Genomic DNA, 22,492 nt, shown 5'->3' on the forward strand with positions numbered 1-22,492 from the left:
TTTTTCTAGGATGACTGCGTCTCACTTGTCTCTACTTATCTATTACCCTTTTTGAGCAAAAAAACTAAAAAAGAGGGAAATAATTCCCGAATTATTATCAATTTAAACGGAATTGGTGCAAATAATTGTTTAGCCTCGAAATGAATAGGGAACTTATAGTATATGGAAATAGTAAAAGGAGTGGAAACGGATGATTGAATTTAAAAACGTCGGTAAGCAATTTAAAGACAACGTTGTCTTAAAGGGCTTGACGCTCGAAATCAAAGAGGGCGAGCTGGTTGTATTCATCGGACCGAGTGGATGTGGAAAAACGACATCCTTAAAAATGATCAATCGTTTGATTGAACCCTCGTCGGGGACGATTTTAGTGAATGGAAAAGACATCATGAAGACGGATACGATCGAATTACGCCGGCATATGGGATACGTCATCCAACAGACCGGTCTTTTTCCGCACATGACTGTCCGGGAGAACATCCAATTGATTGCCGGACTTGAAGGGAAAGACCACGATCAGATGGATATTCGAACGGAAGAGTTGCTGCAAATGGTCGGTCTTGATCCAAAACAATTCATTGACCGTTACCCGAGTGAACTCAGTGGTGGACAACAGCAACGCGTCGGGTTTGCCCGAGCCTTAATGAATGACCCGGACGTCATCCTGATGGATGAACCGTTCAGTGCGCTTGACCCCGTCACACGAAATGACCTCCAAGAAGAATTATTCAACCTCCAGGAAGAAGTCAAGAAGACGATTGTTTTCGTCACACATGATATGGATGAGGCGATCAAGCTGGCTGATCGGATTTGTATCATGCGCGATGGGGAAATCGTTCAGTTTGATACACCGGAAGAAATCTTACGTCATCCGAAAGACGAATACGTCGAATCCTTTATTGGGAAAAATAAGATTTGGAGCAGTCCGGCGTTCATTAAAGCAGAGGACATCATGATTGAAGATCCTGTCTCGATCAGTGGGAAACGGACTCTGTTGCAGGGGATTGAAATCATGCGGGGACGTAAAGTCGACAGCCTGTTGATCACAGACCGCGATCGCATCCTCCAGGGAATCGTCAAACTGAAGAACATTCAAACGGCTCCTGATAAAGGTGTCCGGATTGAAGACGTCATGGAAGGGGAGCTGGTTGCTGTTGATGAGCAAGACTCCTTGCTTGATGTACTTGAAGTCATGAACCATGAAGAGACAGGGTATCTGCCGGTAACAAATAAATCAGGACAATTACGTGGATTAATTACAAGAAGTAGCTTGCTTTCCGTCTTGAGTGAGCAGTTCATTCAGGAGGAGGAAGTTCAATGAATGGATTTTTAGATTATGTTCAAAATAATACCGGTCAAATTTTTGACTTATTGCTCGAACACTTACAGTTGACTGTGTTGGCAGTCGTCATTGCCGTTGTACTAGGAATTCCAATCGGTATTCTCATCACGCGGTATCAACGTTTTGCGAAGCCGATCCTTGCATTGACAAGTGTCGTCCAAGCTGTTCCAAGTCTTGCCTTGCTCGGATTCCTGATTCCGTTCATCGGAATCGGTTCAACACCTGCTATTATCATGGTCGTTCTCTACTCACTGCTTCCGATTGTCAAAAACACGTACACCGGGTTATCAAGTATTCCGGGAGACATGCTGGAAGCAGCGAAAGGAATCGGGTTAACGGATCGTCAGATTTTGGGTAAAGTTCAAATTCCACTGGCGTTACCGATCATGATGGCCGGAATTCGGATTTCTGCCGTGACGGCTGTCGGTCTGATGACGATCTCTGCCTTCATCGGTGCAGGTGGACTGGGGTATCTGGTCTTCTCCGGTATTCAAACTGTTGATAACAATCAGATTCTTGCCGGTGCCATTCCTGCAGGCATCTTAGCATTAGCGATTGATTTCATCGTTAGCCGGATTGAGTATTCGGTCGCGCCGAACGGAATTCCGCTTGCGGACGGTCGGGTGAAAAGCAGAGCCCGTAAACGCCGGAAAGCAATGTCGGCCGGAAAGAAAATTGCAATTGCAGCGATTGTTTTCCTATTGATTGGCGGAACCGTTGCCTATTCGTTCTTAAAAACGGATAAAATCGTCATCGGTTCAAAAAACTTTACGGAACAATTGATTTTAGGAAATATGTTAGCCGATTTAATTGAAGATAAAACCGATTTGGAAGTCGAACGCCAGCTCAATCTCGGAGGCACAAAAGTTGCCTATGGAGCGCTTGAAACGGGTGAAATCGATGCCTATGTCGAATATACCGGTACATTATTGATTGATGTCCTGAAACAAAAACTGGAAACCGATCCGGAAGCCGTCTATAAGAAGGTCGGAAAAATGATTCCGGAAAAGAGCCAGGTTGATGTTCTGGAGCCAATCGGCTTTAACAACACGTACGCTCTTGCGATGACAAAAGAAGATATCAAAAAATATGATTTAAAAACGGTCTCTGATATGGCGGGTGTCAGTAATCGCCTCATTTTAGGATCGACGATTGAGTTTGCGAACCGCGAAGATGGATACCTCGGATTGAAAGAGAAATATCCTGATATGAAATTCAAAGATGTTCAGCCTGTCGATGGTGGTCTTCGTTATACTGCATTGACAAATGGAAAAACAAATGTCATCGACAGCTTCTCGACAGACGGCTTATTGAAAAAGTTTGATCTGACAGTTCTTGAAGATGATAAAGAATTTTTCCCACCGTACTATGCAGTCCCGATTGTACGTCAAGAAACGCTCGAAGAACATCCGGAACTAAAAGAAGTCCTGAACCTGTTGAAAGATAAGATTACGGATAAAAAGATGCAGGAATTGAACTTTAAAGCCGATGTTGAAAAAGAACGCCCGGAAGATGTGGCACGTGAATTCTTGATTGAAGAAGGATTAATTAAAAAGTAAAACAAAAGAGAGCCGAGGCGGGAATCCGCTTCGGCTCTTTATCATGCGCGCTGACGCGCTATATCGTTTTGGAAAATAGGTAATCCTGGTGGTAGATCATTATTTTTTGATTCGACTAGCGAGCCAAGCGCGAACTGTATTTTGCTGAATCATACATGTTCTTCCTCTCTTGATTGAATTATTCCTAAACTCAAGGACTTTTGCTCGGCATCGTTAACAATACGTGCTTGTAACTCTTTCGTCAACCCATCTGTTTCATATACGGGTAAAGTCGGCAAACCGTAACTTGGATTATTTGTGGATGAAAACAAGTCAGCCATTAACCGTTCTTCGAACAATGGTGTCATTTTAAATCCTCCTCCGTCGTGATTCCTGCCTTACATCTACAGTGTAAGGGAAAGATGTAAACAGGATAGAAGAGAATTGTTAAAAACAGGTGAACTTTGTAAGCGTTTTCACGTTGTCGTCAAATCTTCTTTTACCGGCTCACAGTCAGTAGCATACTGTTGACCACGTTTGACGTATTTCCGAATGGTCCGTTCCATGATGAACCGGTCATGGTCGTTGATCTCACGAACGATTTTTGCCGGAACACCCATGACCATCGAGTTCGGAGGAACGACCATTTTAGGTGGAACGAGACTTCCTGCTGCAACGAATGCACCTTGTCCAATTTCGGCTTCATCCAAAACCGTCGCCGACATTCCGATCAAGGCACCTTGACGAATGATTCCCCCGTGGATCATCGCCATATGTCCAATCGTGACATCATCTTCAATGATCGTCGGATAGCCTTCATACTGATGAATCATCGATCCGTCCTGGATATTGACACGTTCGCCGATTTTAATCGGTCCCTCATCTCCGCGGATGACAGTGTTGAACCAAACGGTCGAATCCTTACCGATTTCAACTTCCCCGATGACCTTAGCGCCGTCCGCGATATAGACACTTGGGTCGACGTTTGGAACCAATTGACCTACACGATATTTCATATCTGTTCCTCCATTTCATTTTGAACTGTACGTTTTCATCTTGACGGCTTGAAAAATAAATTGCAACTGCTTCCAAACTAATTGTAAGATGGTAAAAATACCGTTCACAACAGGAGGAAACAGGATGAATCAGACAGTTCGGGCACGACTTATTACAATCGCCGCCAAAAAAGAAAAAGCGGCGGTCGTCTACAAGGGGATTCAAGTCATCGATGTGATGACCCGCGAGACGTATCAAGCGGATGTCGCAGTGGATTCCGGTTACATTGCCGCAGTCGGCGACGGATATGAAGGAATCGAAACGATTGACGGAACAGGTAAATTCATTGCGCCGAGCTTCATCGACGGACACGTCCATATCGAGTCATCGATGGTGACACCAAGTGAATACGAGCAAGCGATTTTACCGCTCGGTGTAACGACCGTCATCGCCGACCCACATGAGATTGCAAACGTAAAGGGAGCGGAAGGGCTCCAGTTCATGTTGGACGATGCAGAAGGACTATCGCTTGACGTGCGAATGATGTTACCGAGCTGTGTTCCGGCGACGTCATTTGAACATGCCGGAGCGTCGCTCGATGCAGCGGCACTCGAACCTTTTGTTAATCATCCGGGAGTGCATGGCTTAGGGGAAGTCATGGACTATCCTGCTGTCGAACGGGCTGATCGTGATATGCTGAAAAAAATTGAACAAATCGAGAGTGCTGGTAAACTGGTCGATGGTCATGCCGCAGGACTTGGCGCACGTGAATTGAATATCTATGGTGTAGCAGGTATTCGGACGGATCACGAAGCAGTCAGTAAACAAGAGGCAATTGAGCGGGCACGTCGCGGATTATACGTCGAAGTCCGGGAAGGATCGGCTGCCCGGAATCTCAAGGAAGTGCTCGACGCAGTCACGGAAAGCAATGCCGGTCGATTCCTTTTCTGTACGGACGATAAGCACCTGGACGACACGTTACGTGAAGGAACGATCGACTATAATATCCGCTATGCCATACAGCACGGTATTAAGCGTGAAACGGCCTATGCAATGGCTTCTCTTCATGCAGCTAATGCGTATCAACTAAATGACCGTGGAGCAATCGTACCGGGACGTCGTGCGGACTTTGTCACCTTGCAGGATGCCGATCAAGTGATCATTGATGAAGTGTTTGTCAGTGGAGAGCCGGTCGCCCGAGCCGGTAAAACAATCATCTCATCCCAAAAGATAGCGGTACCGTCGACATTGCGCGGCGAACTGAAAACGAAGCCGATCACGGATCAAGTTTTTGAATTAGTATTAGAAAAACCGAAAGCGCATGTCATCGGAATCATCCCGAAAAGCATTGTCACGGAACATTTGATTTTGGATGTGCCTTTACAGGACGGGAAATTTGTCCCCGTCCCGGAACAGGACTTATTGAAAATCGCCGTCATCGAGCGTCATAATGCGACCAACTTCTCAGCAGTCGGCATCGTTAAAGGGTTTGGCATGAAGCGAGGTGCCATTGCGGCGACGGTCGCCCATGATTCGCATAACCTTGTCATCGTCGGAACATCGGATGCCGAGATGAAACTTGCGGCAGAGCGTCTGATTAAGGCGGGTGGAGGTGTCATTGCGGTCAATGGGACAGAAGTTCTGGCGGAGTTGCCGCTTGAAATCGCTGGATTGATGACGAGTCGTCCTTTCCAGGAAGTCGGAGATACACTCGAAGCGCTCAATGATGCACTTGATGTATTAGAAGCCGACCGTTCCTTTAATCCGTACTTGACGATGTCGTTCCTCTGTTTGCCTGTCATCCCGAATCTGAAGTTAACGGACAGCGGATTGTTTGACGTTAAAACGTTCCAACATATTGCAGTACAAGCTTAAATGAAAAGGTAAAGTCCACGAAAGGTGATGACGTGGACTTTACCTTTTCTTAATAGTTTTCCGGTTGAATCATTATTTGATCCTTGTTATAGTAGGTCTTATATCTTTGTGAAAAGTGTAGCTTAATGAAACTTTTCAGGAGGATACTCCGTAGAAAAGAAGAGAACAATCAGAAAGGACAGATTCAATGGATAAGTCATATTTTGAAGGTCATGAAAAGTTGATTGCTGATGTATACCGTTCGTTTATCGACCAGTTTCATGAGTTACCAAACAACCGGCGTACAAAACGTCAGTTACGAAATCTTGCGTTTTCAGTGATTCGACAGGCTGGTCCGACCTATCAGGAACGAACCATCTTATACGCATTTTTTGCTGAATTTTTCCGTGCTGTCGAAGAAGGACAGCGGGAAGAAATCGAATTTTATAAACAAATCGCACAGTAAAGACCCCGATCGGCTCCGGCAGAAGGGGTCTTTGTTGTATACAAAAACCGGTCACCAAGGGAAGCCTGGTAACCGGTAGGAGGATACTTATTTTACTTCCATCCATTTGAAGCTCATGTCTGCTCCGAATGGGTGACGATATAGTTTGTCGATGTTCGCACGTTGCAAGTATGCTTCACCTTTTTGGTAGATTGGAGCAATCGCATAGTCTTCTGCCAAGAGCATTTTTTCAGCTTCTTGAAGCGTCGACCAACGTTTTGCTTCATCCGGCTCTGCTTTTGCTTCTTTAATCATCTTATCGAACTCTTTGTTCGAGTATTCCATACGGTTAAAGCTTCCGCCTGTTAACCACATATCGAGGAACGTCATTGGATCCTGGTAGTCAGGGCCCCAACCGGCAGCAGAGATGTCGTAATCGCCTTTAGACTCGAGGTCCAGGAAGTTTTTGAACGGTTGTTGCTTGATGTTGACCGTAAGACCCGGTAAGTTTTTCTCGAGATCACCTTTTAAGAATTCAGAAACTTTCTTGAAGGCATCTTCATCACGTGACAACATATCGAGTTCTACTGTTTTGACACCGAGTTCTTTTAGGCCGGCATCCCATGCTTTTTTCGCTTCTGTTGCATCAAAGCTTTGGAGATCTGGATATTTGGCACGGAAATCTTCCCCATCCGGTGTGAATGTAAAGTCTTTTGCGACGATGAAGTTAGCCGGTTTTGAACCGTCATTTAAGATGACGTCTGTAATTCCTTGTTTTTCAAAACCAAGTGCAAGCGCTTTACGGATGTTTTCGTTTTTAAGTGCTTTATTTTTTTGGTTGAATCGGAGGAAGTTGATCCGTGCATCTGGACGTGTCTTGTAGTTGTCGGATTTTTCGTATTGTGAGACGAACTCCGATGTGATAGGTGCGAAGTCGACGTCTTTCGACTCGAACAAGTTGACACCAGTCGAAATTTCTTTAACGACTTTTACATCGATTTTTTCCATTTTGACGTTTGCTTTATCCCAGTAATCCGGGTTTTTCTTATATGTCCAACCGGAATTAGATTGCCACTTATCCAAAATGAATGGTCCGTTGAAGAGCATCGAGTCGACGTTTGTCGCAAACTTGTCGCCTTTTTCTTCGACAAACGATTGCTTGAGTGGTAAGTAAGTAGGGAAACTTGTCAATCCGAGGAAGTATGGAGCCGGAGCTTCCAATTGCACTTCAAGAGTTTGATCGTCTACTTTCTTGACACCGAGCGAATCGAGTTCTGCTTCACCGGCTAAGATTTTGTTAGCATTTTTTAAATCCTGAAGGATGTATGCGTACTCTGCTCCTGTTTTTGGATCGAGTGCACGTTTCCAAGAGTAGATGAAGTCGTCTGCCGTAACAGCTGAACCATCTGACCACTTGGCATCTTTACGGAGTTTAAATGTATATGTTTTCTTATCATCTGATACTTCGACACTTTCTGCGATTCCGGCAGTCGGTTTGTTGTCGCCGTCAAGACGGTAGAGACCTTCAAAGACGTTGTTCGTAACGATGATGGATGTTGAGTCCGTTGTTTTTGTTGGATCAAGTTGTGGCACATCCGTAGTCGAGATGAGTGTCACCTCTTGTTTTTTTTCTTTTGAGGAAGAAGAGTTTCCATCTGATTCATTGCTTTGGCCACAAGCTGCTACTGCGAGCAGCGCCATGCTGGATAGTCCAGCAAAGGCAATTTTAGTTTGTTTCTTCATGTGAAAGATGACCCCCCGATTAGATTGAAATGATTTCAGAAAAGTGTGAACATAATGTAAATTTAAGTGAAAGCGAGTAAAAATGCAACATAAATTTTCTGACAATTCTTATTGATCAAGGTCTATATGCTCAATTCCGAGTGTTTTCAAGTAGTCATAAAGTATGAATATTGTCAGTTTATGAGGGGAATACATCCGTAAAGTTAATTGTCGACCGTTACTATGCAGGCGCATATTAGTGATACGAACTCCTTGTTGTTCCAAAGCTTCTTTTACATATTGAGCGTTTGTTTCACTGGATAGTATCAAATGAGCAACCATGACGTTGGCTTCGAAACGACTATTGTTAAAACGTTTCATTATTCTCGTGATTATTTCTAAAGAAAGAAACAGAAAAATTACTAGAAAAGCGGCTTCATAAATAAATCCCGCCCCGATTGCTATGCCTATCCCGCTTGAACTCCAAATGATGGCAGCTGTTGTCAAGCCGCTGACGATATCATGAGGTCGTCTTAAAATGACACCGGCTCCAATAAAACCGATACCTGCAATGACTTGAGCGACAAGTCGCATTGGGTCCATCTGAATATTTGGCGCAATCTCGCTGTAAAGAAGGACAGACTTAATGGAAACAATGGTTAACAGACAGCTAATCAGGGTAATTACGAGGCTAGTACGTATACCAACAGGTTTGTTTTTGATTTCACGCTCAAATCCTAAAATAATTCCAAAAATAGCAGAAATCATTAATTTTAAAAAATCTTCTAGTTGGAACGAATGGATCCAATTCATGTTTATCAAATCCTTTCTTTACAACGGCTTTGATTTTGTTATAATGAATTTTGTGTCTTTCGAATGAATATACGTTTGATATGAATAGATATACAAGAAATAAAGGACGTGTTAGAGAATGAATCAACAAAAGATCGGCTTTTTTGCTTTAGCCGCAATGGTCATTGGATCGATGGTCGGTGGAGGTGCCTTTAATCTGCCGGGAGCGATGGCTCAAAAAGCAAGTGCAGGTCCAATTTTGATCGGATGGGGAATTACTGGTCTTGGTATGATTATGCTGGCACTGGTATTTCAGCACTTAGCAAACAGTAAACCGGAACTTGAGGGCGGCATTTACGCGTATGCCCGTGAAGGATTCGGACGATTTGTCGGTTTTAACAGCGCCTGGGGATATTGGGTCTCGGCCTGGATCGGGACAGTTGCCAACATAACGTTGGTCTTTAATGCACTCAGTTACTTTTTCCCGATTTTCTCATCAGAAAATCGTGTATTTTTGTTGATAATGAGTATTTTCGTCGTCTGGGGACTTTTTTTCATCGTCTCGAGCGGGATTAAAGAAGCGACACTTGTCAACCTGATTACGACGATCGCCAAGCTCGTTCCGATTTTGATCTTTATTTTACTGGTAGCAATTGCGTTTAATGTGAAGACGTTTAACCTCAATTTTTGGGGAGAAGGAACAGAATTAGGCAGTATCTTTACGCAAGTCAAAGGAACGATGCTTGTAACGCTTTGGGCCTTTGTCGGGATTGAAGGGGCTGTCGTCTTGTCGACACGCGCCAACAAACGGAGTGATGTCGGGAAGGCGACAGTCGTAGGACTTGTCGGAGTACTTGTCATCTACATCCTGATTTCCGTCTTATCGCTCGGTGTTTTGAACCAGGAGCAATTAGCAGGATTACAAGAACCGACAATGGCTTATGTGCTCGAAGCTGCCATTGGTCCGTTTGGAGCCACATTGATTATGATCGGATTGATCATTTCGTTATCAGGAGCATTGCTCGGATGGACGATTCTTGCATCTGAAATTTCCTACCTTGTCGCGAAAGACGGTGCGTTTCCAAAGTTCTTTGCAAAAACGAACCGTAAAGGGGCGCCGGTCGGTGCGTTACTGATCACTCAAATTGCGACCCAGTTCGTTGCGGGTATCGCCTTATTTTCTGCACAGACGTATTTAGTCTTATCCAGTATTGCCGGAATTTGTGCTTTGTTGCCGTATCTGTTGTCTGCCGTATACAGTGTCCGTTTTTCACGAGCAGAACGTAATACGAAGATGTTAATCTTCTCGACGATTGCTGCTGCCTATTCACTGTGGCTCGTCTACGCTTCAGGGATTTGGTATATCGTCATCGCAGCCCTCGTCTATGCACCGGGTATCATTGCCTACCTGATGGCAGAACGGGAACAGAAACGGGGCGGCATGTCGCGTTACGAAATGATTGCAAGCGGAATTTTAATTATCTTAGCTGCCGTTGCGATTTACGGAATGGTCGGAGGTCAAATTCAATTGTAAGACAAAAAAGCAAGAGGGACGTTAATATCCGTCTTGATAGACAAAACAGGAACCGGATCAGCATCCGGCTCCTGTTTTTTTGTTGTCTGGTATCTATCTCAGTCTTCAGAATTTGCTGAGCCGAAGCGGTGTTCCACTGCATCAACAGACAGTGGTTCAGAGAAAATGAATCCTTGCATTTGTTGGCAAGGCGTCTCTTGTAAATAATGTAAGGCGGTTGCCGTTTCGACACCTTCTGCGACGAGGTTCAGCTTTAAGTTTTGACCAAGTTGAATGATTGAGTCGAGCAACCCGTTTTCTCCTAAATCGATGCCGTCAATGAAGACTTTATCGATCTTGAGTTCATCAATCGGAAAAGCACGCAAATATTGTAAGGAAGAATAACCTGTTCCAAAATCATCAATCGATAATCGGAAGCCAAGCGCTTTAATCAGTTGCATCCGTTCAATTGTCCGCTGTGTTTGTAAAATTGCGATGTTCTCCGTCAATTCAAGGGTGACGAATTGCGGATTAATTATTTTCTGGGTCACGACGTGTTGCAGCGTCCGGACGAACGAGTCACTTTGGAACTGGTGCGGTGAAATATTGATGGCCATCGTCAAATCAGCCGCAATCCGTTTCTGCCAAATGGCGAGCCGCTCACAGGCCTCGATGACGACCCAGTTGTTAATGGGTGTGATCAAAGCGGCTTCTTCCGCAAGTGGAATGAATTCATCAGGAGGAATGCTCCCGAGTGCCGTATGATTCCAACGCAACAGCGCTTCAAAACCATCGACATGCTTGGTTTTCAAGTTGATGATTGGTTGATAGACCAAATGAAGGGCTTGATCCTCTAAAGCCGTAAATAATGAGCGTTCGAGCTGTAATTTCCGGGTGAACTGCTCATCCATTTCATGGGTTAAATATTGAATCGTTCCTGTACCGATTGATTTTCCGGCATACAAGGCCATTTCCGAACGGCGGTACAAATCTTCAAGTGATTTGGCTTCCGAAGGATAGACGGTAATTCCGAACGTACAGGAGATGATTAAGGAATGCCCATTAATATAATAGGGACGTTGCAATACTTGTTGCAGTTTCCGGGCATACTGGAACAGGGCATTCCGGTCGGTGACTTTTAGCAATAAACCAAACAAGTCACTCGTCGGATGGAACGTTAACAGCTGTTTTGCATGGTGAGACAAACGTTTGGCTAACGCTTGTAACAGTTGGTCGCCTACATGTGTACCGAAAGAATCGTTGATGACTTTAAAACGATCAATATCAAATAAGATGAGTGAGATCGGGAAATCATCAGATGCTTTGGAGAATAAGACCTGACCTTCACGAAGGAAGCCTCGTTTATTCAGCAGATGGGTCAATTCATTATGATGGACTAAAAAATCAAGTTCCTGTTCGAGATGTTCGGTTTCCGTAATATCGGTACCAATGAAAATATGTTGGAAACGGACACCATTTACGTCATACACTGGAATCAGGGTGGCACGAAGGACTTTTTTAGAATCATCCTGGGTCGAAATCGATAGTTTTCCGGACCAGGCCTTTTTTCTTTTGATTTGGGAGCGGATCGTCGGAAGAACCTCTTCCGACGAATCGAGGAGGATCGTCCAAGCTTGACCAAGCAACGCATTTGGACAAAATCCTGTAACGTCTGTCAAGTTGGCATTGGCATATTGAATCGTTCCCCGTGCGTCGAAGATGGCGACACAAGCGATTTGATCAAACGCATATCGTAAATCCATCAATCCCTGGAATAACGGTTTGCTTGCATTTTGTTGAGTAGAAGAAGGCAACTGACAGAAAAAAGCACCAAACGGCTCATTTTTGTCATCAAAGAGCGGTGAGACGAGTAACGTCGCTGCTGAATGTTCACCTGACTTATGCAGAAATGTTGTATTGGGTAATTGGATCGATTGTCGTTTTTTTAAAAATGAATGCCAGATTTGCCGACTGAACGTAGCATCTTCCGGATCAAGGAGCGGAATCAATTGTCCGATAACTTCTTGTGCCGACCAGCCCCAGCAGGATTCGGCAGCCTCATTCCAGGAATGAACAGTTAAATCGACGTGCAGAATAAATGCAGGTAAGGGAAATCCTTGCATGACAGTTTCATAGGAATTAATGGTCGAACGATCCATTACGGACGCACACTCCTTTTAAATGATCAGAGATGACGGTTCACTTGTCTTGTCTATTCCCAGTATATTCAATTTTCATGCGGATAAATCCTGTATTTCGATTGAAGATTATCTGTTTGAATCTGTTATAATCAGAATGAAAGCGTTTTCTAAGCGAAAAAAGGGGGATTTATCATGAATCAAACAGAGAAAATTATTTCACAGACAGAGAAATTCGGGGCACACAATTATCATCCACTCCCAATCGTCATCTCGGAGGCAGAAGGGGTTTTCGTTAAAGATCCGGAAGGCCGCGAGTATATGGATATGCTTAGTGCCTATTCAGCTGTAAACCAAGGACACCGTCATCCGAAAATCATCGAAGCCTTAAAACGGCAAGCGGATAAAATTACGCTGACATCCCGCGCCTTTCACAATGACCAGCTCGGATTCTTTTATGAAAAGGTCGCGCAATTGACAGGAAAAGATATGGTCCTGCCGATGAATACGGGAGCGGAAGCGGTCGAGACGGCAGTCAAGGCAGCACGTCGCTGGGCGTACGAAGTCAAACAAATTCCGGGAGATGCCGAAATCATCGTCTGCGAAGGAAACTTCCATGGTCGGACGATGACGGCTGTTTCGATGTCAACAGAAGCCGAATATCAACGCGGATTCGGACCACTCTTACCGGGCATCAAAACGATTCCGTACGGGGATTTGGAAGCACTGAAAGGTGCCATCACGGAAAATACAGCTGCCTTCATCGTTGAGCCGATCCAAGGTGAAGCGGGTATCCTGATTCCGTACGAAGGATTCTTGAAAGATGCTCAAGACGTCTGTAAGGAACAAAACGTACTACTCGTCTCGGATGAAATCCAATCAGGACTGGGCCGTTCGGGTAAATGGTTTGCTTCGGACTGGGACAATGTAACACCAGATATGTACATCTTAGGAAAAGCACTGGGTGGCGGCGTGTTCCCGATTTCTTGTGTGGCTGCCAACCACGATATCCTGAGTGTCTTTAATCCGGGATCGCATGGTTCGACATTCGGTGGGAATCCATTGGCCTGTGCGGTATCTGTCGCTTCACTCGAAGTTTTGGAAGAAGAGAAGTTGCCAGAACGTTCACTTGAGCTCGGAACATACTTTATGAACCGTCTAAAAGAAATCGACAATCCGATGATTAAAGAAGTTCGTGGACGTGGACTGTTCATCGGTGTCGAATTGACAGAAGCTGCTCGTCCGTATTGCGAAGCATTAAAAGAAAAAGGATTGCTCTGCAAGGAAACACATGAGACAGTCATTCGTTTTGCACCACCACTCGTCATCACAAAAGAAGAATTAGACTGGGCATTCGAACGGATTGAACAAGTCCTCGGCGTCTCGGTTGCACAGTAATAAACTACTCCCTATCGGAAAGCGATAGGGAGTTTTTTAATCGACTGATTTTTGGATTTAGGACAAATGAGAGCAGAACGATGTTTGAATCTGTTTCAGGTGGGAACATATTATTATGCGTTAAAAAAATAGGGGGTAATGAACATGTCAAACGATAGCGGATTAAGCAAAAAAACGGATGGTTTAGTTGATAAAGTTGCCGGAAAAGCGAAAGAAGCGCTTGGAAAAGCAACAGGAGATAAATCAACAGAACGTGAAGGCAAAAAAGATCAGCTTAAAGGCGATGCTAAAAAAACGGTTGGAAATGTTCAACAGAATCTCGAAGATACAAATCGTCGTTAATCTGTACCCATTAAGGTCCCTTGTGTAGAGGGATCTTTTTTTATGAAAAAATATGTATAAAGGTCTAGTCATTTATATGTGTATGTGGAATAATAATAAATGTTAAAGCGTTTTCATCGTCATGTCATTATTTGTTTTTATTTAAGAAAGGGTGAAGTATATGTTGCAGTTTCTTCAACGAATCGGTAAGGCCTTAATGCTACCGATCGCCGTTTTACCAGCCGCAGGAATTGTCCTTCGACTCGGTTCAGCCGACATGTTGGATGTTCCATTGATGGTGGCAGCAGGTGGTGCGATTTTTGATAATCTTCCACTGATTTTTGCGATTGGTGTCGCGATCGGATTATCGATTGATGCAAGTGGCGCTGCCGGCTTGGCAGGGGCAGTCGGGTATCTGGTCTTAAAAACGGGTGTCGACTCCATGAACAAGGATTATTCGAACGCTCAAATTCAGGCTAAGTACGATGCAATCGCCGCCATTGTCAATGACTCCTCGACGAAAGTGGATGGGGCGACCTTAAGTTCCATTGCCAATCAGGCAACTTTAGGTTCGATGGTCAATATGGCTGTGTTCGGCGGGATCATTGCCGGTATTGTCGCCGGTTTGTTATACAATCGATTTTACAATATTAAATTACCGGATTGGTTAGCGTTCTTCGGTGGACGCCGTTTTGTTCCAATCATCACTTCGGCTGCCATGCTGATCCTGGCATTCATCTTTGGTTACTTATGGCCGTTCATTGAAGATGGCATCAATAATGCGGGAGAATGGATGGTCAGCCTTGGGGCGGGAGGAGCCGCACTGTTTGGATTCTTCAACCGTCTATTGATTCCTGTCGGTCTTCACCATGTCTTGAACAATATTTTCTGGTTCGTCTTCGGTTCATACGAAAAAGCGGATGGAACGATTGCGAATGGCGATATCGCACGGTTCTTCGCAGGAGATCCAACAGCCGGTATTTATCAAGCAGGATTTTTCCCAATCATGATGTTCGCTTTACCGGCAGCGGCCGCAGCGATGGTCATGGCAGCACGCAAAGAAAATCGGAAAGCAGTCGCGGGAGCGATGATCGGTTTGGGATTAACGTCGTTCCTGACGGGAATTACGGAACCGATTGAGTTTTCGTTCATGTTCTTATCTCCGGTATTATATGTTATTCATGCCGTATTGACAGGTGTTTCCATGGCAGTCGTCAACCTGCTCGGTATACTGCACGGATTCTCCTTCTCGGCCGGATTCATCGATTATGTCCTGAACTTCGGAATCGCGACAAAACCGTTACTTTTACTGGTCGTCGGTCTGGTGTTCGCGGTCATCTATTACTTCCTGTTCTACTTCATGATCACGAAATTTGATTTGAAGACGCCAGGGCGTGAAGATGAAACACTTGTGACGGATGCAGGACCGGTCACAGGGGTATCGGACGATAAGTATGAGCAACAAGCAGCCCGGATTTTTGCGGGATTACAAGGAACGGAAAACGTCACATCGATTGATAACTGTGCGACACGTCTCCGTCTCCAAGTGAAAGATTCGACTATCATTGATGAAGCAGCGATTAAAGCGGCAGGCGCAAAAGGTGTCATGAAGATGGGGGCAAAAAATGTCCAAATCATCATTGGGACGGATGTTGAATTTGTCGCTGATGCGATGAAACGTCAAAAATAATGTCAAAAAAACGACCTTTCCTGATTAATCAGGAGAGGTCGTTTTGACGTGGGGCAGAGCTGGTCGACTGTTTCAAACTGCTGACATAAATCGGATAGAAAATCCCAATCAGTATGATGATGATCCCAATCCACTGTGAACCGGAAAGATGCTCACCGAGTATGAGGACCGAACAGATGACCGCAGTCGGCAGTTCTGCTGCACCAAGCAGTGAGACGCTGGCAGGACTTAGGTGTGGAGCTCCTGCTGCGAACAACAGCGGTGGTAAAATTAAGGCAAACAGACCAAGCGGAAGGGCATACCAGATCAGTCCTTGTTCGAAATTCGCTGCAGTCAAGAATGTCGTAGGTGGATACATGATCATGACGAACAGAAGTCCACCCGTCATCATATAAAAACTTTTTTTAATGACAGGTACATGATTTGCGACCCGACCACTGGCAAGCAGGAAGATCGAGAAACTGACGGCTGCTCCAAGTCCAAACAACGTACCGCGCACGTCAAGAGCGCTGGTGTAAGCCGCGCTGGCTAAAATAGCACCACCAATTAACAGGATGGCAGATAAAAAATGGGGGCGTGAAGGCAATCTTCTTGCAAGAATCGAATCAATCACGACACCAATCCATGTGAATTGGAAGAGGAGAATGATGGCGACAGAAGCAGAAACAGTTTGCAGGCTTTGGTAATACAGGTAGCCGGTCGTTCCGCTTGAAATCCCGATTGCCATCAAAGTAAAAGCAGTTTTAGGATGAAGACGAAGATTTTTCGACAGCAGAGCTAAGATGAAAATCATCAGCCACCCGAAGAAGAATTGGCTTCCGGAAACAGCGGCCGAATTAAATCCTGCCTCGTAAGCCAGTTTGACGATTGTCGACAGGACGCCGTAACTAATGGCGCCGATTAAGACGAAAAGTGTTGCTTTTGAACGATTCATACAGATTCCTCCATGTTTTAAAACGCACAAAAAAGGTTGCAACGGGGCCTTGTCCAGGTTTTTTGGACAGGGTTTGGTTGCAACCTGTGTGAGTTATTTAATGTTGAGTCCAGCCTTTTTGTAAAAGGTTGGCTTTAATTCATTGTAGCGGACGGTCAATTGATTAAAGGTTTTGAGTGCCTCTGTTGCTTGACGGGAAGTCCGGTTTAAATCAGCTGTTGCTTCATCAATCTTAACGAAGTTCGGTTTTTCGGTCAAGTAGGAAAGCACTTTCTTTTCTGAAGCAATCGTCGCCGCATAACGTTTCAAAAACGTATCAAAAGCCTTCTCACGCTCTTTAAAGACATCGATAAGGGCTGTGCCGTCTTTTTTAGCGGCAGACAACGAAGATAAGGTACTCGTTAATTCCGCAAGGTCTAACTCATCAAAAGCACGGGTACGGATTGTTTGTTCTTGTTTTAACAATTTGACACGATTTTGATTCAGAGCGGTCAATTCATCCCGTTCATTTTGCGCCCGTTTAATATCATCGGCCCCAGCTTCGAGGACGGCTTGATAGGTATTGACGGAAATTTCATCTTGACGCGTCCGTTGCTCGGCGACGACTGCTGCTTTTTGTTCGGACTTCGCTTGTTCTTCCAACTGCTCGTATATCGAAGCGGCCGGGTCACTCGAGCAGGCACTGAGAACCAAGAGGCCGAGACAGGTCAAACAACTGGTGAGGATCATCCGTTTATTAATCATGAAAGGAACTCCTTATAAATTAGAGAATTTTGCGAAATTATACGGGACATGAAAATCTTCATCATAGATGGAAAACTGATAGCCTTTTTTCTTTAATCCAGCAACAATTGCCGGTAATGCCCGCAATGTTTGTGGTTGTTCATGCAACAGGATGATTTCGACCGGGTCTTCTGCACGGCTGATGACAGTTTTGGCAACTTCCTTGGCACTATCTTTGTAGTACCAGTCCATCGAATCGATCGACCAATCCCACACCCGAAGTTTCGCCTGTTCGATTTCTTTTGCAATCGACTTGTTAATACCAGGTGTTGATCCATAAGGAGGACGTGTCAGCAACGGACTGTGATTCGTCAGTTGTTTGATTTGTTTTTGGACTTGAAGCATCTCGGGAACATACTGTTTTTTCTTATACAGGGTGTCATAATCATGAGTTTCACTGTGTGGTCCGATATAATGTCCAGCCTTTGCTATCGAGCGGACGACATCCGGTTGTTCATCGATGTTACTTCCGATCAAAAAGAAAGTCGCTTTAACTTCTTGGTCTTGTAACGATTTCAAGATGTCCGGAGTCAATGCAGTCGGTCCGTCTTCAAATGTCAGATACGCCACTTTTTTAGTAATCCCGTTCCATTTCTCGACGCGTGCCTTATCCAGGTTCGGAGTCGGAACTTCCCGCAAAGATTGGACGGGTTTTACGCTCGCTTGTTGTTGTGTCGAAGCAAGGTACTGATAAACGATATAACCGCCAATCGGAAGAAGAATCATCGCCAGTACGATCAAAAGCTTAGCGAAATACTTTCGTTTTGGTTTTCGGTGTCTTGGTCCAAGGCCGATTGGATTGCCTGAGTTGTATGAATCCATTGATGTCTGAGCTCCTTTACGGAAAATCTTATGAGTTAAATGTAACATTTTGTCTGTTTCATTTGTAACAAAAATATTACAAAAAGATGACTACAGAACCTATAATTCAAAAAAAGTTGATTAAGATAGAAATAGTGTTATATTTTCAAACAAAAAAGAAGTCCATCCGCTACCGGAGACTTCTTTCTTCAAGCAACTTTACGATTAGTGTTCTGTAACAGCACACTCATCACATTCTGTTTTATACGATTCGCATTGTTCATCCATTTCTTTTCCGCAATGAGAGCAGGTTTTGACCGGAAGTTGACGGTAAAACTCGGGAGAGGTCTCTTGGTAAAGGGGTTGTTCCATGATTGTATTCCTCCTCTTAGTATATGGATGTACCAGCAAATAACACTGAATTTATTTTATTGTACTAGTACAGATTTGATATGTCAATCTTTGTTTTATAACAGAAGAGTCTTTAGCGAGTCTTGTCATATGACAGGTAGCATAGAGGATGATACGATAACAAAGTAAACAGATGTACTTAGAGGGGGATCATTATGAATCAAACACTATCTGACACACTATCAATTTTGACAGAACGCCGGTCAGTTCGTCATTACGATGAGACATTCACGCTTTCACAAGAAGAAGTCCAAGAATTGGTTGAATTGACGACAGCTGCACCAAGTGCCTGGAACTTGCAACATTGGCATTTCGTTGCCTTCCATTCGGAAGAAGCGAAACAACGATTAGCTCCAATCGCTTACAATCAGCCGGCCATCAGTTCTTCTTCCGTCGTCATTGCCGTACTAGGGGATTTACAGGCAAACCGAAACTATAATCCGGTTTATGGACCAGCCGTAGAAGCAGGAGGCATGACGGAAGACTTGTTTGACTCGATCAAAGGACAAGTAGAAGGGGCATATCAAAGCGAGTCTTACGCGAGAGATGCAGCCATGTCAAACGCAAGTTTAGCTGCGATGCAACTGATGCTAGTTGCTGAAGCAAAAGGACTCTCGACACTCGCGATGGGCGGATTCAATCATCAACTCTTTACAGAAACGTTCATTACAGACGAACGTTATGTCCCGGTCATGTTGATTGCTGTCGGGAAAGCAGTCGAAGACGCGAAAAAACGTCCGGCGCTCCGTTTACCGGTCGATCAAGTGACGACCATTCTATAAGTAAAAGGGAGGGGTTGACTTAAAATAAAGTTCAGCCCCTTCATTTTTATTTTTCATATTTTTTTAGAAAAGTACTTGTCAGATGGTTAGTTTCTTGCTATATTAATACATGTCCTAGCAAGTACATAACGTACTGCATCATGATTCTGTAGCTCAGCTGGGAGAGCGCTACCTTGACAGGGTAGAGGTCGCTGGTTCGAGCCCAGTCAGAATCATACCAAAAACCCGTTCATCTTTGGATGAGCGGGTTTTTTTGTTTTAATCATTGGCTTGAAGTTCATCTTCTGTCACCCATTTATGATTTTTAATCGTTTTTCCACCGGTTGTCGGTTTAAAATCGACCATATACACGGTTGTCTGATCTGCTTGATCAATGGTCGCTTTTGCACCATCCATACCTTTCATGTGATCAGCAGCTAAAGTCACCTCATCACCTGCTTGTAACGGTGAAGCCGGAACCGGGTTAAGTTCTTCCTGAATCACCCATTTATGATTGCTGACTTTTTTACCACCGTTCGTTGGTGTATAGCTGACTTCATATACTGTTGTATCAAATGAATCGACGATTGTTGCTTTTGCGCCATCCATCCCTTTCATATGATCAGAGGACAGAAGGACGTCTGATCCGTCTTTAAACTTCGGATTTTCAGCTTGTTTCAGTCCAGCGGGAATTTTCCCGTCACTTGAATGCATCATCCCTGCATGGGAATCGTTCTTATTATCATGCATATCGTGTGAAGTAGAGGAATTGGAATCAGATCCGCAGGCACCTAAACTTAGGACAGCAGAAAGAGCGAGTGATGTAACGAGTAGTTGTTTTTTCATAAAAAAATACCTCCTGTAGTAATTTGGTTATGTGACTACTATACCCGTGTTTCGTGCAGAAACCGTGCAGAAAGAGTGACAATTCAATTACCTGACTGAACGAGTCATTGGAAAAGTGTATCGTAATAGTGAAGAAAAAGGAGGAGCAGGGCATGCGGCATATTTCGTACTACATTGGTCTACTTTTTTTGACTGCCATTCTTTTCATCGGCGGCATTCTGTTCAGTACCCTCTATTTAAACCTTGTGAATCAAAGGACGAATGAAGTGGTCCTCGGTTTGCTGAACCGAGGGAACACGCACCGCGATGTCCTCGAGGAATCATTTCATGCGGAAACATTGGAACATGTCAGTTTGATGGAATCAGCATCCGAATTTACAGTCGTTATCACGGATCAAAAAGGAAAAATTTTAAAGGCTTCGCATCCACTTACTCCTAAAATGAAAGTAGAGCTTATCCATACGGAATTTCAAACACAACGAAAAGATCGGATTTTAAGAGCTCAAGCGGAAACGAAGGATTTTTTAATGACAGATAGTCCAATCACGATTTCAGGTGTTCATCGTGGGCATGTCTTCATGTTTGCTCCGGAAACGTTAATTCAACAAGTCGTTAACCCGTTAAGACAACAATTCATTCAAGTTGGTATCATTGCCGTTCTTCTGTCGCTTGCGACTGTCGTGCTGTGTACACGATTGATTTCAAGACCGCTCATTGAGATGGAGCGTGCGACGGCCAAGTTGAAAGAAGGAAACCTTGACGTGGATTTACCGGTAAACCGCTCGGATGAGCTTGGGGCACTGGCACGCTCCATCACACAGTTGGCAAAAGATCTCGATTTTTTGAATCGTGAACGGACAGAATTTTTAGCAAATATCTCGCACGAACTTCGAACTCCGCTGACCTACATGAAGGGTTATGCGGATATATTACATCGTCCAAACTTGCCGGAATCTGAAAAAACAGCTTATCTGTCGATTATCAAAGAAGAAAGCGATCATTTGAGCACATTGATTGAACAGCTGATGTTACTGGCACGTTCCGATACGAATGCATTCTCAGTCGAACGAGTGCCGCTTGCGCTCGATCAATTGATTGTCTCGACGACAGAGAAAATGCGACCTGCAATTGAAGAAAAAGGGCTGCATTTGCATGTATCAGGGGAACCGGTAGAGATAGCAGGAGATGAAATTCGGCTCAAGCAAGTGCTGATAAATGTATTGGATAACGCAAAAAAATATACAGCAACCGGTGAAATCGTCGTCCGATACGGCAGGAATGAAACAGGACCGTATTTTCAAGTACGTGATACAGGAAGCGGCATCAGCCAAGAAAGTTTACCCCATGTGACAAAACGTCTGTACCGCAGTGAACCGTCACGATCACGAAGCCGGGGCGGATCAGGGCTTGGTTTGACGATTGCCTTGGCAATCGTTCAAGCACACGATGCGACATTAGATATCAAGAGTGAAAAGAATGCCGGGACGAGTGTGATGATTCAATGGAAGGTGTGAAGAAATGGCTCGAATTTTAATCGTTGATGATGAACAACGGATGCTTCAATTAATGAAGTTATATCTGGTACCCTATGGTCATACATGTCATTTAGCCGACACGGCCGAAAAAGCGCTCGGCATCGTCAAGACCGTTCCCATCGATTTGGCTTTACTCGATGTCATGATGCCCGATATGGATGGATGGACGTTGTGTGAAAATATAAGACGAATGGCTGATTTTCCAATCATTATGGTGACAGCGCGGAATCAAATGGAAGATGTGCTACGGGGGCGCAAAGTCGGTGCAGATGATTATGTGGCAAAGCCGATTCATGAAGGAGAATTATTAGGACGAATCGAACTGTTGATTGGTCGAGAAAAGCGGGAGCAGTATGCATTTCATGGACTACAGTATGACGTCGCAGGATATCATTGTACATTCGACGGACAAAAAATCTTACTGACGAAAACAGAGTTTCAACTTTTAGGAAAACTCCTGACGTCCGTGAATGGCGTCTTATCAAGAGAACAATTGGTTTTGTCGCTGTGGGGCGATGATCAATCGATTGAACCACGAACGATTGATTCTCATATGCGTCATCTTCGTGAGAAATTGCGCCGTTCCGGTTTTCCAATCGATGAGTATTTGGAGACTGTCCGAGGTGTGGGTTATCGTTTGCTGGAGCAGACAAAAGACAGCTAAAAGGAGAATTG

The 22,492-nt window shown here is 44.4% G+C and carries 21 protein-coding genes and 1 tRNA gene; 12 read left to right on the forward strand and 10 right to left on the reverse strand.

Annotated features, from left to right (window positions below):
* Positions 1–190: 190 nt before the first annotated feature.
* Positions 191–1,318 (forward strand): ABC transporter ATP-binding protein, encoded by a 1,128-nt coding sequence (locus ACP26N_RS02715; RefSeq protein ID WP_114596923.1) that lies wholly within the window; start codon positions 191–193, stop codon positions 1,316–1,318.
* Entirely contained in the window at positions 1,315–2,898 is a 1,584-nt protein-coding gene (locus ACP26N_RS02720; RefSeq protein ID WP_131504300.1) for a glycine betaine ABC transporter substrate-binding protein, read from the forward strand. The genes ACP26N_RS02715 and ACP26N_RS02720 overlap by 4 nt, the downstream gene beginning before the upstream one ends.
* Before the next feature lie 149 nt (positions 2,899–3,047).
* Here ACP26N_RS02720 and ACP26N_RS02725 read toward each other — a convergent pair whose 3' ends face one another.
* Together ACP26N_RS02725 and ACP26N_RS02730 are read right to left on the reverse strand one after the other, a co-directional pair.
* A complete protein-coding gene (locus tag ACP26N_RS02725; RefSeq protein WP_012369402.1) occupies positions 3,048–3,245 on the reverse strand; it encodes a hypothetical protein in 198 nt (65 codons plus the stop codon).
* 108 nt (positions 3,246–3,353) lie between these two features.
* Positions 3,354–3,893: a gamma carbonic anhydrase family protein gene (locus tag ACP26N_RS02730; RefSeq protein WP_426354725.1), complete on the reverse strand. Its 540-nt coding sequence runs from the start codon at positions 3,891–3,893 to the stop codon at positions 3,354–3,356.
* A 124-nt stretch (positions 3,894–4,017) separates the two neighbouring features.
* Between ACP26N_RS02730 and ade the strand changes: the two genes are divergently transcribed.
* Positions 4,018–5,748: an adenine deaminase gene (gene ade, locus ACP26N_RS02735; protein WP_426354727.1), complete on the forward strand. Its 1,731-nt coding sequence runs from the start codon at positions 4,018–4,020 to the stop codon at positions 5,746–5,748.
* A 187-nt stretch (positions 5,749–5,935) separates the two neighbouring features.
* Positions 5,936–6,193, forward strand: coding sequence for a hypothetical protein (locus ACP26N_RS02740; protein ID WP_131504297.1), 258 nt, complete (start codon positions 5,936–5,938; stop codon positions 6,191–6,193).
* Between the two features lie 87 nt (positions 6,194–6,280).
* Here ACP26N_RS02740 and ACP26N_RS02745 read toward each other — a convergent pair whose 3' ends face one another.
* Together ACP26N_RS02745 and ACP26N_RS02750 are read right to left on the reverse strand one after the other, a co-directional pair.
* Positions 6,281–7,915 (reverse strand): peptide ABC transporter substrate-binding protein, encoded by a 1,635-nt coding sequence (locus ACP26N_RS02745; protein WP_131504296.1) that lies wholly within the window; start codon positions 7,913–7,915, stop codon positions 6,281–6,283.
* A 108-nt stretch (positions 7,916–8,023) separates the two neighbouring features.
* Entirely contained in the window at positions 8,024–8,707 is a 684-nt protein-coding gene (locus ACP26N_RS02750; protein WP_131504295.1) for an MgtC/SapB family protein, read from the reverse strand.
* 118 nt (positions 8,708–8,825) lie between these two features.
* On the opposite strand from ACP26N_RS02750, the gene ACP26N_RS02755 reads away from it, so the two are divergent.
* Complete coding sequence (locus ACP26N_RS02755) at positions 8,826–10,220, forward strand: basic amino acid/polyamine antiporter (RefSeq protein ID WP_188005148.1); 1,395 nt, start codon at positions 8,826–8,828, stop codon at positions 10,218–10,220.
* A 98-nt stretch (positions 10,221–10,318) separates the two neighbouring features.
* Here the strand turns inward: ACP26N_RS02755 and ACP26N_RS02760 are convergent, their stop codons facing one another.
* Positions 10,319–12,358: an EAL domain-containing protein gene (locus tag ACP26N_RS02760; protein WP_426354730.1), complete on the reverse strand. Its 2,040-nt coding sequence runs from the start codon at positions 12,356–12,358 to the stop codon at positions 10,319–10,321.
* Between the two features lie 174 nt (positions 12,359–12,532).
* Between ACP26N_RS02760 and ACP26N_RS02765 the strand changes: the two genes are divergently transcribed.
* The 3 genes from ACP26N_RS02765 (at position 12,533) to nagE (ending at position 15,746) form a co-directional block, all read left to right on the forward strand.
* The gene (locus tag ACP26N_RS02765; RefSeq protein ID WP_131504292.1) at positions 12,533–13,735 is read left to right on the forward strand and encodes an ornithine--oxo-acid transaminase; all 1,203 of its coding nucleotides are present in this window, start codon (positions 12,533–12,535) and stop codon (positions 13,733–13,735) included.
* A gap of 144 nt (positions 13,736–13,879) precedes the next feature.
* On the forward strand, positions 13,880–14,077 hold the full coding sequence (locus ACP26N_RS02770) for a CsbD family protein (protein ID WP_114596916.1): 198 nt from the start codon (positions 13,880–13,882) through the stop codon (positions 14,075–14,077).
* A gap of 160 nt (positions 14,078–14,237) precedes the next feature.
* The gene (nagE, locus tag ACP26N_RS02775) at positions 14,238–15,746 is read left to right on the forward strand and encodes an N-acetylglucosamine-specific PTS transporter subunit IIBC (protein WP_131973660.1); all 1,509 of its coding nucleotides are present in this window, start codon (positions 14,238–14,240) and stop codon (positions 15,744–15,746) included.
* A 28-nt stretch (positions 15,747–15,774) separates the two neighbouring features.
* Here nagE and ACP26N_RS02780 read toward each other — a convergent pair whose 3' ends face one another.
* From ACP26N_RS02780 to yhfH, 4 genes are all read right to left on the reverse strand, one after another.
* Positions 15,775–16,680 (reverse strand): EamA family transporter, encoded by a 906-nt coding sequence (locus ACP26N_RS02780; RefSeq protein ID WP_131504290.1) that lies wholly within the window; start codon positions 16,678–16,680, stop codon positions 15,775–15,777.
* Between the two features lie 93 nt (positions 16,681–16,773).
* Positions 16,774–17,424, reverse strand: a complete 651-nt coding sequence (locus tag ACP26N_RS02785; protein ID WP_214855477.1) for a YkyA family protein — start codon at positions 17,422–17,424, stop codon at positions 16,774–16,776.
* Between the two features lie 12 nt (positions 17,425–17,436).
* On the reverse strand, positions 17,437–18,285 hold the full coding sequence (locus ACP26N_RS02790) for a polysaccharide deacetylase family protein (protein WP_131973657.1): 849 nt from the start codon (positions 18,283–18,285) through the stop codon (positions 17,437–17,439).
* 204 nt (positions 18,286–18,489) lie between these two features.
* Positions 18,490–18,636 (reverse strand): protein YhfH, encoded by a 147-nt coding sequence (yhfH, locus tag ACP26N_RS02795; protein ID WP_251135546.1) that lies wholly within the window; start codon positions 18,634–18,636, stop codon positions 18,490–18,492.
* Between the two features lie 194 nt (positions 18,637–18,830).
* On the opposite strand from yhfH, the gene ACP26N_RS02800 reads away from it, so the two are divergent.
* Together ACP26N_RS02800 and ACP26N_RS02805 are read left to right on the forward strand one after the other, a co-directional pair.
* Positions 18,831–19,457: a nitroreductase family protein gene (locus ACP26N_RS02800; protein ID WP_426354732.1), complete on the forward strand. Its 627-nt coding sequence runs from the start codon at positions 18,831–18,833 to the stop codon at positions 19,455–19,457.
* Positions 19,458–19,599: 142 nt separating this feature from the next.
* A tRNA-Val gene (locus tag ACP26N_RS02805) sits at positions 19,600–19,672 on the forward strand.
* A 43-nt stretch (positions 19,673–19,715) separates the two neighbouring features.
* Here the strand turns inward: ACP26N_RS02805 and ACP26N_RS02810 are convergent.
* Positions 19,716–20,282: a YdhK family protein gene (locus tag ACP26N_RS02810; protein WP_131973656.1), complete on the reverse strand. Its 567-nt coding sequence runs from the start codon at positions 20,280–20,282 to the stop codon at positions 19,716–19,718.
* 152 nt (positions 20,283–20,434) lie between these two features.
* Here ACP26N_RS02810 and ACP26N_RS02815 point away from each other — a divergent pair, with 152 nt between their 5' ends.
* Complete coding sequence (locus tag ACP26N_RS02815; protein WP_131504285.1) at positions 20,435–21,796, forward strand: sensor histidine kinase; 1,362 nt, start codon at positions 20,435–20,437, stop codon at positions 21,794–21,796.
* Positions 21,797–21,800: 4 nt separating this feature from the next.
* A complete protein-coding gene (locus ACP26N_RS02820; RefSeq protein WP_426354734.1) occupies positions 21,801–22,481 on the forward strand; it encodes a response regulator transcription factor in 681 nt (226 codons plus the stop codon).
* Positions 22,482–22,492: the final 11 nt, after the last annotated feature.

The sequence above is a fragment of the Exiguobacterium sp. R-39 genome (genome assembly GCF_049942815.1).
Taxonomy (GTDB): domain Bacteria; phylum Bacillota; class Bacilli; order Exiguobacteriales; family Exiguobacteriaceae; genus Exiguobacterium_A.

Excerpts from the sequence above, each read along its gene's own strand:
- ACP26N_RS02755 (WP_188005148.1), top strand. The coding sequence starts at position 8,826 with ATGAATCAACAAAAGATCGGCTTTTTTGCTTTAGCCGCAATGGTCATT.
- ACP26N_RS02730 (WP_426354725.1), bottom strand. The coding sequence starts at position 3,893 with ATGAAATATCGTGTAGGTCAATTGGTTCCAAACGTCGACCCAAGTGTC.
- ACP26N_RS02750 (WP_131504295.1), bottom strand. The coding sequence starts at position 8,707 with ATGAATTGGATCCATTCGTTCCAACTAGAAGATTTTTTAAAATTAATG.
- ACP26N_RS02770 (WP_114596916.1), top strand. The coding sequence starts at position 13,880 with ATGTCAAACGATAGCGGATTAAGCAAAAAAACGGATGGTTTAGTTGAT.
- nagE (WP_131973660.1), top strand. The coding sequence starts at position 14,238 with ATGTTGCAGTTTCTTCAACGAATCGGTAAGGCCTTAATGCTACCGATC.
- ACP26N_RS02760 (WP_426354730.1), bottom strand. The coding sequence starts at position 12,358 with ATGGATCGTTCGACCATTAATTCCTATGAAACTGTCATGCAAGGATTT.
- ACP26N_RS02725 (WP_012369402.1), bottom strand. The coding sequence starts at position 3,245 with ATGACACCATTGTTCGAAGAACGGTTAATGGCTGACTTGTTTTCATCC.
- ACP26N_RS02720 (WP_131504300.1), top strand. The coding sequence starts at position 1,315 with ATGAATGGATTTTTAGATTATGTTCAAAATAATACCGGTCAAATTTTT.
- ACP26N_RS02715 (WP_114596923.1), top strand. The coding sequence starts at position 191 with ATGATTGAATTTAAAAACGTCGGTAAGCAATTTAAAGACAACGTTGTC.
- ACP26N_RS02790 (WP_131973657.1), bottom strand. The coding sequence starts at position 18,285 with ATGGATTCATACAACTCAGGCAATCCAATCGGCCTTGGACCAAGACAC.
- ACP26N_RS02765 (WP_131504292.1), top strand. The coding sequence starts at position 12,533 with ATGAATCAAACAGAGAAAATTATTTCACAGACAGAGAAATTCGGGGCA.
- ade (WP_426354727.1), top strand. The coding sequence starts at position 4,018 with ATGAATCAGACAGTTCGGGCACGACTTATTACAATCGCCGCCAAAAAA.
- ACP26N_RS02820 (WP_426354734.1), top strand. The coding sequence starts at position 21,801 with ATGGCTCGAATTTTAATCGTTGATGATGAACAACGGATGCTTCAATTA.
- ACP26N_RS02740 (WP_131504297.1), top strand. The coding sequence starts at position 5,936 with ATGGATAAGTCATATTTTGAAGGTCATGAAAAGTTGATTGCTGATGTA.
- ACP26N_RS02780 (WP_131504290.1), bottom strand. The coding sequence starts at position 16,680 with ATGAATCGTTCAAAAGCAACACTTTTCGTCTTAATCGGCGCCATTAGT.
- ACP26N_RS02745 (WP_131504296.1), bottom strand. The coding sequence starts at position 7,915 with ATGAAGAAACAAACTAAAATTGCCTTTGCTGGACTATCCAGCATGGCG.
- ACP26N_RS02810 (WP_131973656.1), bottom strand. The coding sequence starts at position 20,282 with ATGAAAAAACAACTACTCGTTACATCACTCGCTCTTTCTGCTGTCCTA.
- yhfH (WP_251135546.1), bottom strand. The coding sequence starts at position 18,636 with ATGGAACAACCCCTTTACCAAGAGACCTCTCCCGAGTTTTACCGTCAA.
- ACP26N_RS02815 (WP_131504285.1), top strand. The coding sequence starts at position 20,435 with ATGCGGCATATTTCGTACTACATTGGTCTACTTTTTTTGACTGCCATT.
- ACP26N_RS02785 (WP_214855477.1), bottom strand. The coding sequence starts at position 17,424 with ATGATTAATAAACGGATGATCCTCACCAGTTGTTTGACCTGTCTCGGC.
- ACP26N_RS02800 (WP_426354732.1), top strand. The coding sequence starts at position 18,831 with ATGAATCAAACACTATCTGACACACTATCAATTTTGACAGAACGCCGG.